Raw genomic sequence first — 12,106 nt, 5'->3', positions numbered from 1 at the left:
GGTCCAAAATTCGCTGCGTTCAGGCCAGGACGGCGACGGCTCGAACCGGAGCACCATCGACCTGCAGCGGCAGTGGATAGGCTCGGAGTTCGAACCGCGCCGGGACCGCTTCGAGGTTGGTCAGGTTCTCGAAAATCAGGTTCTCCACACCGAGGATGGCGTCATGTGCCTGAAAGCCATCTGGTTCGTCGGTATCGGCATTGAGTGTCGGAGTTGGGTCGGGGTTGAGCGTGTCAGTACCGATAGCAAACCCGCGTTCCGCACACAGGTCCGCAGCCGTGGGACTGAGATACGGGTGGTCGAAATACCGGTCTGTCCCCCAGTGCTCGTCCCAGTTCGTCTGAAACACGACACAATCTGCGGATTCGTCTGTTGGCACTCGGTCTGCCGGAATCCGCTCGCGGGCCTCCAGATCTCGGCAATCGACCTTAATTGCCTCGAAGACGAACTCTTCAACCGAGTACTCGGCCAGAGTCTTTCCCCCCGGAAGAATGTGGGCGGGTGCATCGACGTGGGTGCCGGCATGGCTTCCCGTTTCGATATTGGTCGATCTGTAGCCGTCAGTCTCGTAATCCGCGCCCGGTGACACATGGACGTCGACGTCGCCGGGATACGTTTGTAAGTCGTCGAGGAACGGGTGGGAAAGATCCTCCATATCTCTGTCTCGCCCTGGGACGACCAAAATAGTGCTGAAGAACTGTCCCGGGGTCCCGCTGCTCGACCATCAGTACTACTGGCGATCAGCCCTCAATCTTTCGGTCCAAGACCGACTGGCGAGACAAGCCCCAGTTCTCGAACCATGCCAAGCGTGTCCCAGTAGGACCAGACTTCCGTGATCTTCTCGTCCTCGAATTGGAACATGTTCAATCCCGTTCCGGAGAACTCCTCCCCATCCCCTTCGATCCCGAAGAGTTTCTCCGTCTGGGTGCCCTCCGAATTCCACCTGACGGTGTATTCATCGCCCTCACCGAACGTCGTCTCCACTTCGTATTCGATATCTGGAAACGCACTGTGATACCGCTTGACGAATGCTTTGACCTGGCTGATGGAGGAAAGCGTTCCGGGCGTGACACTGCGTGGTCCGTGATATTTCACGTCTTCCGCGAGGATTTGCTCCGCGACGTCAGTGTCACCTTCGGTGAACATCTCCTCGTAGTACCGGTCGATGATGGCTTCGTGGTCGACCATGAGTCATGTCACCAATGAGCTCTTCTCGTCCACCGTAATTAATCGTTCGGGGACCCACGATTCGTGCCCCTACCTGGACGAATATTTGGGCAGAGACTCAGATTAGCAGGTTCATGAGTTGAACAGCGCCCCATGCGAGTCCGAGTGCAAACATGGCACCAAGAAACGTCCCGACTGCGTTTCCGACCGCCCGAAACCGCTCTCCGGTGTCCCAAAGTCTGACCGTCTCGACGGAAAAAGAGGAAAAGGTGGTAAATGAGCCAGCCACACCCGTTCCGAGGAGCAAAAGCCACTCAGTTTCCATACCGAGGAACGTCACAAATCCGAGCAGAAAGGTTCCGAGTATATTTACCGTAACGGTCCCCACGGGCAGTTCACTCCCATCGACACGAGAGCTCACGTACTGCCGAAGGAGCGCCCCAAGTGCACCACCTGTTCCGACCAGATGGGCGGGTTCGAGCGGAATCATTGTCCCCACCATCGTTCAACTTGATTTGCAACCGCCCGACCAACGAGCACACCGAGGAACCCGAGTCCGTAGGTCCCGAGCACGTTCAGCCCGAGCAAAACCGGCTCCGACCGTATTGACTGGAGTGCGAAGGTACTGTAGGTGGTAAACGATGAGAGAAAGCCGGTCGATACGAGAAGCCGTGTTTCAGTCGACAAGGCATCTGTTTGGAGGGCTTCGTAAATCACAAACCCGAGCAGGAAACTTCCAACTGTATTCACAGCGAGCGTGGTGATGAGGTCCGGGCCGAGGTAACCAACGAAAAATCGCAAATTCGATCCGGCAAATCCGCCAATGGCGATCAAAACAACTGTCTCAATGGCGTCAACGCGATCCGAAAGTGTTGCTGACATAACTCGTAGGCGGGGATTGAGTTGGGACCAACAGTCTGCTCAAATGAGCTTCATTGCCCAGGTGACCAGAAATCGAGGCGTTCGGGCAAGACTGTTACGGATCCGAGTAGAACGACTATTGCTCGAAACGGATTCACACGCCGCAGGGACGGTGGGTAATGTGCAGGCGATCCCGCGAGTGCCTATCGTTATTTCACACGTGGGCTGTGAAAGTGTGGACGTGTACCACATTCTTCTCCCAGCGGATATGAACAAGCACCGAACCGAGGCCCAGGCAGCGTACGTTCTTAACTTACCAGTTGAACCGGCAAAGTTGGAGGTAACTGTCCTCTATGTCCTCCCTCGTTCAGACGCAAAGGTAACCAATGAGAGCGGTTTCGAAGGGAACGAGAGTGCTGTTCGGGCTGCCAACAGACTCGAAGGGTGGGAGATAACCGTCAATCGAACTGTTCGGGCGGGAAAACCGGTCAGTGGGGAGATTCTTGACATGGCACGCGAGGGAGTAATGGACGAAATCGTAATGTCGGGTCGAAAACGGACCGGAGTCACGAAGGTACTGATCGGGAGTACGGCGAGTGACGTCGTTCAGGCAGCGGATCGACCGGTGGTGATGACGGGCTAACTCAGGTATTCGCCTTGGGAGGGCTAGTCACCGTTCGGCTTCGGGTGATCGAAAGCTCTTGGGATCATCGAAGTTTCTATGTACTTGGTCCCGTCCGCATAGTCGACGCCTGGCTGGATGAACGGGTACGGTCCCTCAGCAGGTGTATTTTGGACGGTCCCTCCGGAATCAGGGGTCGTGACGAGGTCCATGACTTCATACTCAACTGGTGTGTGGGTTTCGAGATAGTCACTGAGCACGGTCGCGGGGATCGTCTCTTTTGTTTCGATGTTTCTGAATGGGAAATTACAGCCACCGAGATCACGTTTGGGAGCACCAGGGCGACGGAACGACGCAACCCGATAGGTTTCTTCCGGGTCGATCTCGGAGCCATCGATTCGCATCGAGACGAGTCGCCGGCCTCGCTTGGCGGCCGGATCGACGACCAACTCGACGTTGGATGAAAAGGCTCTGACTCGACCGTCCTCCTGATCGTATATGTGGGACGTGAAGTTGTCGATAAGGTAGTCTTCAACGTGGCTATAGAGTTGTTGCCCCCAGGCGTCACCTACGGCGATCGGTGCGGTCATCGGATAGAAGGTGTAGACATTCCCGAGTGTGATCTCCCCGGCAGGGATGGCCTGGCCAAAGCGATTGCCGTGTGAAACTGCGAGGTCGGCATCGAATGTCGACCGTAGCGCATCGTTGAAAAGGGTATTCCACGCACTTTCGAGGAACGACTGTCTGGCGAGTTCCTGTTTGGTCTCTCCAACGACCGTCGACAACGGTCTGTCAAGGGTCACTCCACCTCGCTCGAACGAGGGGTTTTCTTCGAAGAAGGGTGCCCTGAGGTGCCTGATCGTTTCGGCAGTCGCCTCGTCAGGTGGCGGGGTATATCCCACATCATCGACGAACGCATAGAGGACGTGTCTGTAGGCTGGTCCGGTTTCGTCGAACCGGAGATCGACTCGCCCGAGGGCCTCTCCCATCCCCGATTCGATCACCATGGTTTCGGTCGGGGCAATCTGAATCGGTTTGTATGTGTATTCGTGGGTATGGGCGCTCAGTGCGACGTCGACACTCTCGAAGTCCTTTGCGGCTTGTACCATCCAGGGAAGTCCGATCTCCGTGACGGCCACGACGAAGTCTGCCCCAGCGGTCCGAGCGGCACGAGCAGTCTGATCCAGGATAACCGGTGATTTTCCGAACTCGTATTTCCCTTCATGGAAGGCGGGGGCCATGCGATCGATGTACGGATTCGTCATTCCGACCACCCCGATAGTATGCCCGGCCCGTTCGAAGAGCGCGAACCCATCGTACAGTTGCCGTCCTTCGGTGTCGGTCAGATTCGTGGCGAGAGTCGGCGCGTTGAGTGCGTCGAACAGGTCGAGCGCAGAGCCATCCACCGCTCCTTCGTGGCCGAAGTCCCAGTTTCCGGGGACATACACGTCGGGCTTGACATGTTCGGTGATCGGCTCGAGCATGATCTCGCCGTTCGTAAACGTCGTTTCTGCGGTGCCGTGGAACGTGTCTCCGCTCATCAAAACGAGCGTTTCCCGTGTGTTCCGCAACTCCTCGATCTTCGAGACGTGGGTTGCCAGACCTCGAACCGGTCGGACGACCCGGCCCTCGGACCCGAACTCGATCGGTGCGGATCCACGAGTGGTCTCGTAGAACACCTGGTTGGCCGGCCCCAACTGCCCATGGAGATCGCTCAAATGGACGAGGCTGAGATCGGGGTCTCCCGGTGGTGCTTCTGTGCCGTCGAAGGACGTCCAGTCGGTAAGGTGTATGTTGTCAATACTCATTCAAGGACAGTTTCCGATTGTATCGGCATGGAAATAACTGGTTTGGTCGGGGGGAATACCGCACAAACGTTTTGAGGACTGGCTGCTTTCGTTGACATAATGAGCGAAATCTGTGACCTCATTGATGACATCGTCGCCGATATCGATGCGCTCTTTCTCTTCTCCCCGACTGGCTCGGAGTACGAGGCAGCCACAGCTATCGAGGAACTTTCGTTGGTCGTCGTTGACACGGAAAACGACGTCGAGGCGACAGAGTTCGTGGAAGTCCCACTGGATTTCGATGGGGTCACGGATTACATCCGGTTTGCGATGGAGGGCGCGAGGGAACAGGAACTCGTCGAACCAGGGGACAAAATTGCGGCGGTGCTGAGCCTGTTCGGTGACGAGCGAGACATGGTGGCCCGTGTTCGTGTGCAGGAAGGAACCCACGGAATCTACGATCTCTTCACCACTTCGCGGGCAGATTCATCGGTCATTCGGGACACCTTCGACGTAGCCATAGAACTGGGACGAAAGGGGCAGAAAGGCAAGCCGGTCGGAGCCCTGTTCGTCGTTGGGGACGCCGGTAACGTCATGACCAAGTCCCGGCCTCTGTCCTACAACCCGTTCGAGAAATCTCACGTGCATGTTGGAGATCACATCGTCAACGTGATGCTCAAGGAGTTTTCTCGCCTGGATGGGGCTTTCGTCATCTCGGATTCGGGGAAAATCGTCTCGGCGTACCGATACCTCGAACCCTCGGCGGAAGGGGTCGATATCCCGAAAGGACTCGGTGCCCGCCACATGGCCGCCGGGGCGATTACCCGTGATACTGGCGCCGTCGCCATCGTGTTGAGCGAAAGTGACGGACTCGTTCGGGCGTTCAAAAGCGGCGATCTGGTACTGGAGTTAGATCCGGAGGCGTACTGATGGCGGATTTGAACGTCGTTCAGGCCATTGAGACGCGGTATCTCTGGGCCGGGGTGATTTTGCTCATTGGCTTCGGCGGTGGATACGTCCTCGGGCAACTGAATCGACGGATTCTCGGGGCAATTGGACTGAAAGATGCCGTCGAGGGGACGAGCCTCGAACGAACGGCACGGAACTTCGGAACCGAAACCGTCACGATTCTCGCTCGAGGGTCGGCGTGGTTGATTTACGCGTTTACAGTCGTCCTCAGTCTGCAGATGGCAGAATTGGTGGAAACGAGTGTGTTGATTTCTCGGGCGTTTGATTTGCTCCCATCATACGTACTTGCGGTGCTTGTTATCATGGGTGGACTCCTCGTCGGCGACAAAGTCGAGATGTTCGTGGACGAACGACTCAAAGGGGTCAAATTCCCAGAGATAACTCTCATTGGCCGGATTTTACGGTATACGGTGATCTTCATCGCGATCTTGTTGGCCTTGGCCCAGATTGGGGTCGCCGTGGGGGTTCTCATCATCTTGCTCGGGGCGTACCTCCTCGCCGGGATCGTTTTTGTTACCACGGCACTCCATCAGTTGCTTGCGTCGGCGGGTGCTGGTCTCTATCTCCTCCTTGTCCAACCGTTTAGCATCGGCGATCGCGTGGCCATCGGGGAGCGTGAAGGGGTCGTTCAGGAAATCGATTTGTTCGTCACCTCGATCGAAGCTGATGGGCGGGTGTTTCTCGTCCCGAACCATCTCGTCCTCAAAAACGGGGCCACGATGATTCGGGACTGATCACTCGACGGGTTCTGCGGGAACTCCAGCGACCGTCGTTTCTGGGGGCACGTCCTCTGTGACCAGCGAGTTTGCAGCAACACTGGCTCCGGCTCCGATTTCCACACCTGGGAGAACGATTGCGCCTGCGCCGACCATGGCTTCAGTCCCGATCGTGACCGGCCCGGTCCGGTATTCGTTCTGGAGAAATTCGTGACAGAGGATGGTCGTATCGTAGCCGATAATCGCGTCCTGTTTCACGGTAATGAGTTCCGGGAAGAAGACGTCGGGTGTTGATTCGAGGGCCCACCGGGCACCGTCCTCGACTGACATTCCGAGCCGTCTGAAAAGCCAGTTTTTCAGCCGAAGACTCGGCGAGTGTCTTGCTACGACGATTGCGGCGTAATTCCTGGCGACGACCCATAGTGACTTGGCTGATCGCCAGTGATGCAGCGAATTCCCGGACGCTGTCGCCGTTCGTGTCAGGCGATCATGGCGACGCTTGGACACACTGTGCTCTAAGAGGGCCCGTGGTTTCAATTCACCGAGAGCTCACTCGATGACGGGGTTGAATCCGTTCGTAATGTTCCACTCGTGAACGCAATAGACATTCCCCATATCCCCTTCGACCCGCCAGGCGCCCATGTCACCGTCCCATACTTCCTCGCGTTCACACCGGAGACACCGCCTGGTCTGGGGCCGACGGATTTGACCACTCATGCATGCTCTTTGGTACCAAGGGACAATAAAAGCGGAGGGACCGGACCAGAATTACGGAACGGAGAGGAGATAGCCTCTCGCTTCAGCGCGGGGGGGGGGGACTCAATCGAGGATGCCGAGGTTTAGGGGAACACGTCCATCTCCGTAGCCTGCGACGCTGCCATCGGCACGAAGCCGATACACAATCGCCGGGCGATGCCCAACCGTTGGCTCCGCTGCTTCGACGTGCTCCCACTCTTCGTCGGTAAAACTCGTACAATCAACGAGCAGAAGGACACCCCCACCATGAGCGTCCAGTTGGCCATCGACTTTGGTTTCTGCTGTTCGTTTGACTGACTCGACCGCAGAACTCGTGGAGCGTCGATGGGGTGGGGCCGGGTGGGTGACCTCGGCGAGATGGGCCCCCTGAGCTGTTTCGACTCGAAAATCGAGTGAATGGCCTGTCGAGACCGGTGCCTCGGGTTCGAAGTTGTAGCCGGCGGTGTGTAAGAGATATGCGGCGTTGAACTCGCCCATGGCTGCGGTCATCCGTATCAAATTGAGCCCTTCGGAAGTCCCGAGTTTCCCGGCCATGAGATGCCGGTACTCATCCAGAACCCCGGTCGCGAGAAACGACTCGTAAAATTCGAGTGCGGGATCAGCATCTTCGATCGGGAATCCCGCTGCGTGGGTTTTGAAGAACTCACGCGAGGTCTCCCGACCGTCCTTTGACAGAAAGACCGGCAGGAAATACCAGGAGAGATGGGGGTATTCGATCAGCCACGGCGACTCCTCGTGAAGTTGGGCAAGCAATTCCCGTTCGGCCCAGTCGGCGATCCCCTCGGGCACACTCGCAAAGTCAAATTTGGCAGTACGCCAGAGGATCTGCGGAGTCTCGGTATTACCCATCCAGTACGCCTGGTGGTCGTTCCAGGCGAACAGCGCAATATCTCCGTTGTCCATTTCGAATCGCCGCGCCTCGTACCCGTCCGGTGGGGCAAACCAGGGGGTCGACATCTCTGCTCCGAGTGCATCATCAAGTGATCGGAAAATCCGGTCTCGGACCTTGTTCACCGACCAGGAATCCGTAGACCGCCGGAAACGTAACAGACTAGCCACGATGTAAAATACTTCATCAGTCCGTTTACACCTTCCCCTCTGCCGGTCACTCCGCATCGAGGTCTCGCTCCAAAACGAGTCGGTGCGCTTCATAGCCCAGATCCCGGTACCAGTCGATCGCGGACTGGTTTTCAGCCATTGCGGAGAGCCCGACGACGTCCACGCCCCGGTCTTCGAGTTCGGACTCGGCATAGGAAAGCAACGCCGATCCGATTCCACTCCCCCGAACCGCCGACTTCACATAGACGTTTTCGATGACCCCCCGAGTAGAAGTTTGGGAATAGACACCGTTCTCCCGGTAGTACATTACGAATCCCAACAGGTCCTCGCCTACATCCCCATTCGCTGGTCTGGCAACAGCGAGCATGTTTCCAGTGATGTATTGGCCCAGGAGGTCCCTAGCTATTGTTCGATTGGACTCGGCCTCGATGTGCGAGCCGTATTCCCGTTGACCCTCGACGAGTTCGATCCAACACTCGAGCACTTCGTCGAGATCTTCCGAGTCGGCGGCCGCGATGTCGTAGTCCATCAGGAGTCGAGCGCGTCGATCGCCGGTAAGTTCTGCCCGGTGAGCATCGCGAGCGCGGCGCCACCGCCAGTGCTGACGTGGTCGAACCCGGTGATGTCGAACTTTCGGATGGCCCGGGCTGTATCTCCACCACCCACGACACTATACTCTGTATCCGCGACTGCCTCGAACAGTCCTTTTGTGCCTAGTTGAAAGGCCTCATTTTCGAAAACCCCGGCCGGGCCGTTGAGAATGGCCGTCCCCATCGAATCGAGATAGGTCGCATACTGCTCGACGGTTTCGCTGCCGATGTCCATTACGTCCCCGTCCGAGGGGGTTGGAAGGGCTTCGATAGGGACTTCTGTCCGAGTGTTTCCGCGAGTAACTGCAACATCTACTGGAAGATGGATTTGGTTGCCATGGGTTTCGAGGAGGGCCGCAGCGCGGTCGATTTGATCCCAGACGTCTTTTTCCATGATGTAATCTGCGGCCGCTTCCCCGAGGTCGACACCGTCGGCCATGAGAAAGACGTTGGCGACGAGCCCGGCAGTGTAGACTTCGTCAGCCAGATCTGCCTCGATGCCGTGGCGGATAATTCTGATCGCGTCCGGGACTTTCGCGCCACCGACTACATAGGCTCGTGGTGTCGGGGTTTCATTGATGTTCCCCAGGACGTTGATTTCCCGCTCCATGACACGGCCGGCATACGCCTCGAGGGTGTGCGCAAAGCCGACGAGGGAGGGTTGGGACCGATGGGCCGCGGCAAACGCATCGTTAACAAAGGCGTCGAAATGGGGGCTCAATCGTTCGACCAGATGGGTGCGAGCCGCCACCTTTGGCTCGAATTCCATGTATTCCTCGCTGTAAAAGCGGGTGTTCTCGAGTAGGAGGGCCTGCCCCGGATCGAGGCCGTCGATAGCCTCACGAGCGCCAGCGGAACTCGTAGCGTCCGTGTACGTCACCGGCGCGTCGAGCAACTCGTCGAACCGCCTGGCGTGGGTCTCCAGGGGTTCGAACTCGTTACCTCCGGGTCGGCCCTGATGGGCCAACACGGTCACGCGGGCGCCCCGTTCGAGGAGTTCCGTCAGAGTATCTACGTGAGCTTTGAGCCGTGCGTCGTCGGCTAAGCTCCCGTCGTCCGCAAGCGGACTGTTGATATCGACCCGAACACCTACCGAAGTCCCCTCGAAATCCAGGTCATCCAGGGTCCGTATCGCCATGTACCCAACACTTCATTTGGGCGTGCAAATGCGTTTCCGTGTCCGTTCGTCAGACGGTCCGACAATCAGGACAGAGGAGTTGTCCGTCAACGTCGAGCAAGTTCTGTGAGAACGAGCCACATCCTTCGCAGATGCTCTGATTGGAATATCCATCTTCGACAGCGGTATCCCGCGACTCCGCTGCGGTGGCTGACTGTACCGGTTCGGGGCTCGAACCGCCCTGCTCGCTTTGTTTGGCCGTCGCAAGATCTCTGGCGTCAAGGAGTCCGATGACTTCGGCACCATCCCCAACCAACACGTGGCTCACCCTGGTTCCGACAAGACGTCTGGTCGCCTCGCCGATCGTCGTCTCAGCCCCAACGGTTGGGGGATCCGAATTCATGACTTCCGAGACGGGTGTCGACTCCACCTCCCCTCCCTCAAGTAGATGATCGAGAATCCCTCCGGCGGTGAGCACGCCGGCTGCGTCTTGACCCCGCAGAACGACCGCGGCCGTTTGTCCTGCATTCCGCATCAATTCAGCCGCTCCGAGCACCGCGTCTGATTCACTCACCCCGACGTAATTACCCGAGACGAGATCCCTGACGGGGAGTGGACTCATATCTATATGTACCACCGAATCGGTCTAAAATCTATCCCCGGTAGCCTTAAGCCGTGAGAACGGTTAACACTCAAGTTGGGCTGTGCAGGATTTCGGGACATTCAACTTGTAGGCATCCGCCAGTAGGCATGATGAAGCGGTCTCCCTATGCGATCGGCATTGCCGGCGGAACCGGTGCCGGCAAAACGACGGTCGCCCGCGAGCTCACCGAGAACGTCGGGGAGGCCGTGACGATGATTCCATTGGACAATTACTATGAAGATCTCTCCCATCTCGAGTTTGCCGAACGGACGGAGGTCAACTACGATCACCCCAAAGCGTTTGAATGGGAACTGCTCCGATCGCAACTCGGGACCTTACTGTCCGGTGAGGTGATCGAGATGCCCCAATATGATTTCGAACGTCACCTTCGGGAATCCGAGCGTGTCACGGTCGAACCGTCATCGGTCATCGTTCTCGAAGGGATCCTGGCACTCTACGACGAGGTAGTCACAAACCTATTCGACCTCAATGTATACGTCGAAACCGATGCAGACGTTCGCATTTTGCGGCGCATTCGACGGGATGTGGTCGAACGTGGGCGGGGCCTCGAAGGGGTCATCGATCAATACCTATCGACGGTGAAGCCGATGCACGAGCAGTTCGTCGCTCCGACCAAAAAGCAGGCCGACTTGATTATCCCTGAGGGGGCGAATCGGACGGCTGTCGACCTCTTACAGGAGAAAGTCGAACGCGAAATCGAGAGCGAAACGCGCTAAGTCGTGATTAGTGCGCTGCGTGATACTCCCAGAGCCCACCGTCCCTGATAGCCTCCCCAACGGCGTGATGGAACTCCGTTTTTGTTGCAAAGGAATTCACGGAGACCTGATCAAAGATTTCCGACACGGGGACGATCTGTTGATGATTGAACCGAACCGGTTTGGCACCATGCCGGTCCAGAAACTCCTCGGCGGTCATGGGAAACGCCGCTTTCGGCTCGAATTTCGAGAGAATCGCCATATCGAATCGCCGCATTCCGTTGCTCCCCTCCTCACCGTCGGGGTCGATCGGCCAGTCGGACTGCGTCCGGTCGCTCATACGACCCCCTTACCTCTGAGTCATTAAAGTGGTTCCCCCGCGTTCGGGTTTTGGTTTGTACTGATTCTCGAAGGGGCCCAATTCCCCATTACGCACCCATTAATTTGGGGGCAAGATTTTTAGGAAATCTCATAGGGATTGTATTGTACCAATTTGAATCCCTGGTAAACGGCACTTTCCTTTACTTTTAGGGGTGGCTAAAAACAATCGTAACAACACACAATGACCCAAACAATACAGGCTTACCTACCGGGGGGCGATATCTCTCTGGAGGTCAACGGTACCTGGACTGCCTACTGGCTGTTCATCCTTCGCGTTGTGACCGGATGGTGGATGTTCCACGCCGGGTTGACGAAGGTCTGGGAGACCTATGTCCTCGGTTCGCCGTTCGACGCGGCCTGGTTCATCCAGTTCGCGTCGCAAGGAACAATTTTGGAAGGCGTCTTGGCGCTGTTCAACAACTCCGCCGGAATCGCGTTCACGAACTTCATGATTCCGTGGGCCGAGTTTCTGATCGGACTTGGAATCTTGCTCGGAGTGTTCACCAGGCTCGCTGCCTTCTTCGGTGGCTTCCTGATGTTCTTCTTCTACTTCGTGAACGCTGGTTGGAGCCACGGACTGGTCAACAGCGATATGATGGGACTGGTCCTGTTCGCCACGGTCGGGATCCTCGGCGCGGGTCGCGTCTGGGGGGTCGACCAGTATCTCGAACGCATGGACTGGGCCCAACATCCATTTGCAAAAGCAATCCTCGGCTAACACA

Annotated in this window: 17 protein-coding genes; 5 read left to right on the top strand and 12 right to left on the bottom strand. The window is 57.2% G+C overall.

From position 1 onward, the window contains the following. Positions 1 to 19: 19 nt before the first annotated feature. From V5A26_RS01185 to V5A26_RS01170, 4 genes are all read right to left on the bottom strand, one after another. Complete coding sequence (locus tag V5A26_RS01185; RefSeq protein WP_332320449.1) at positions 20 to 655, bottom strand: cyclase family protein; 636 nt, start codon at positions 653 to 655, stop codon at positions 20 to 22. Between the two features lie 92 nt (positions 656 to 747). Further along, on the bottom strand, positions 748 to 1,188 hold the full coding sequence (locus V5A26_RS01180; protein ID WP_332320450.1) for an ester cyclase: 441 nt from the start codon (positions 1,186 to 1,188) through the stop codon (positions 748 to 750). 97 nt (positions 1,189 to 1,285) lie between these two features. After that, positions 1,286 to 1,657 carry a fluoride efflux transporter CrcB gene (gene crcB, locus V5A26_RS01175; RefSeq protein WP_332320451.1) on the bottom strand — a complete coding sequence of 124 codons (372 nt, stop codon included), beginning with the start codon at positions 1,655 to 1,657 and terminating at the stop codon, positions 1,286 to 1,288. Continuing rightward, positions 1,654 to 2,049 (bottom strand): fluoride efflux transporter FluC, encoded by a 396-nt coding sequence (locus V5A26_RS01170; protein WP_332320452.1) that lies wholly within the window; start codon positions 2,047 to 2,049, stop codon positions 1,654 to 1,656. Before V5A26_RS01170 ends, crcB begins: the two co-directional genes overlap by 4 nt. A 43-nt stretch (positions 2,050 to 2,092) precedes the next feature. Here V5A26_RS01170 and V5A26_RS01165 point away from each other — a divergent pair, with 43 nt between their 5' ends. Continuing rightward, the gene (locus V5A26_RS01165) at positions 2,093 to 2,671 is read left to right on the top strand and encodes a universal stress protein (protein WP_332320453.1); all 579 of its coding nucleotides are present in this window, start codon (positions 2,093 to 2,095) and stop codon (positions 2,669 to 2,671) included. Between the two features lie 23 nt (positions 2,672 to 2,694). Here V5A26_RS01165 and V5A26_RS01160 read toward each other — a convergent pair whose 3' ends face one another. Next, complete coding sequence (locus tag V5A26_RS01160) at positions 2,695 to 4,458, bottom strand: bifunctional metallophosphatase/5'-nucleotidase (RefSeq protein WP_332320454.1); 1,764 nt, start codon at positions 4,456 to 4,458, stop codon at positions 2,695 to 2,697. 99 nt (positions 4,459 to 4,557) lie between these two features. On the opposite strand from V5A26_RS01160, the gene dacZ reads away from it, so the two are divergent. Together dacZ and V5A26_RS01150 are read left to right on the top strand one after the other, a co-directional pair. Continuing rightward, complete coding sequence (gene dacZ / locus V5A26_RS01155; RefSeq protein WP_332320455.1) at positions 4,558 to 5,367, top strand: diadenylate cyclase DacZ; 810 nt, start codon at positions 4,558 to 4,560, stop codon at positions 5,365 to 5,367. Further along, positions 5,367 to 6,140: a mechanosensitive ion channel domain-containing protein gene (locus tag V5A26_RS01150; RefSeq protein ID WP_332320456.1), complete on the top strand. Its 774-nt coding sequence runs from the start codon at positions 5,367 to 5,369 to the stop codon at positions 6,138 to 6,140. The genes dacZ and V5A26_RS01150 overlap by 1 nt, the downstream gene beginning before the upstream one ends. On the opposite strand, the gene V5A26_RS01145 is transcribed toward V5A26_RS01150, so the two are convergent. From V5A26_RS01145 to V5A26_RS01120, 6 genes are all read right to left on the bottom strand, one after another. Beyond that, on the bottom strand, positions 6,141 to 6,629 hold the full coding sequence (locus V5A26_RS01145; protein WP_442908732.1) for an acyltransferase: 489 nt from the start codon (positions 6,627 to 6,629) through the stop codon (positions 6,141 to 6,143). A 42-nt stretch (positions 6,630 to 6,671) separates the two neighbouring features. After that, positions 6,672 to 6,839 (bottom strand): HEWD family protein, encoded by a 168-nt coding sequence (locus V5A26_RS01140; protein ID WP_332320457.1) that lies wholly within the window; start codon positions 6,837 to 6,839, stop codon positions 6,672 to 6,674. 102 nt (positions 6,840 to 6,941) lie between these two features. Continuing rightward, positions 6,942 to 7,937: a DUF5784 family protein gene (locus V5A26_RS01135; RefSeq protein WP_332320458.1), complete on the bottom strand. Its 996-nt coding sequence runs from the start codon at positions 7,935 to 7,937 to the stop codon at positions 6,942 to 6,944. A gap of 46 nt (positions 7,938 to 7,983) precedes the next feature. Then, positions 7,984 to 8,466 carry a GNAT family N-acetyltransferase gene (locus V5A26_RS01130; protein WP_332320459.1) on the bottom strand — a complete coding sequence of 161 codons (483 nt, stop codon included), beginning with the start codon at positions 8,464 to 8,466 and terminating at the stop codon, positions 7,984 to 7,986. Then, a complete protein-coding gene (locus tag V5A26_RS01125; protein WP_332320460.1) occupies positions 8,466 to 9,665 on the bottom strand; it encodes a phosphoglycerate kinase in 1,200 nt (399 codons plus the stop codon). The genes V5A26_RS01130 and V5A26_RS01125 overlap by 1 nt, the downstream gene beginning before the upstream one ends. A gap of 49 nt (positions 9,666 to 9,714) precedes the next feature. Beyond that, the gene (locus V5A26_RS01120; protein WP_332320461.1) at positions 9,715 to 10,266 is read right to left on the bottom strand and encodes a CBS domain-containing protein; all 552 of its coding nucleotides are present in this window, start codon (positions 10,264 to 10,266) and stop codon (positions 9,715 to 9,717) included. 131 nt (positions 10,267 to 10,397) lie between these two features. Between V5A26_RS01120 and udk the strand changes: the two genes are divergently transcribed. Continuing rightward, positions 10,398 to 11,024 (top strand): uridine kinase, encoded by a 627-nt coding sequence (udk, locus tag V5A26_RS01115; protein ID WP_332320462.1) that lies wholly within the window; start codon positions 10,398 to 10,400, stop codon positions 11,022 to 11,024. A 7-nt stretch (positions 11,025 to 11,031) separates the two neighbouring features. Here the strand turns inward: udk and V5A26_RS01110 are convergent, their stop codons facing one another. Continuing rightward, entirely contained in the window at positions 11,032 to 11,343 is a 312-nt protein-coding gene (locus V5A26_RS01110) for a DUF5785 family protein (RefSeq protein WP_332320463.1), read from the bottom strand. 222 nt (positions 11,344 to 11,565) lie between these two features. On the opposite strand from V5A26_RS01110, the gene V5A26_RS01105 reads away from it, so the two are divergent. After that, on the top strand, positions 11,566 to 12,102 hold the full coding sequence (locus V5A26_RS01105; protein WP_332320464.1) for a DoxX family membrane protein: 537 nt from the start codon (positions 11,566 to 11,568) through the stop codon (positions 12,100 to 12,102). Positions 12,103 to 12,106: the final 4 nt, after the last annotated feature.

The sequence above is a fragment of the Halodesulfurarchaeum sp. genome (assembly GCF_036626455.1).
In the GTDB taxonomy this organism is placed as follows: Archaea; Halobacteriota; Halobacteria; order Halobacteriales; family Halobacteriaceae; genus Halodesulfurarchaeum.
The sequence above is the reverse complement of the archived record's forward strand: the minus strand, read 5'-3'. Positions and strand labels throughout refer to the sequence as shown.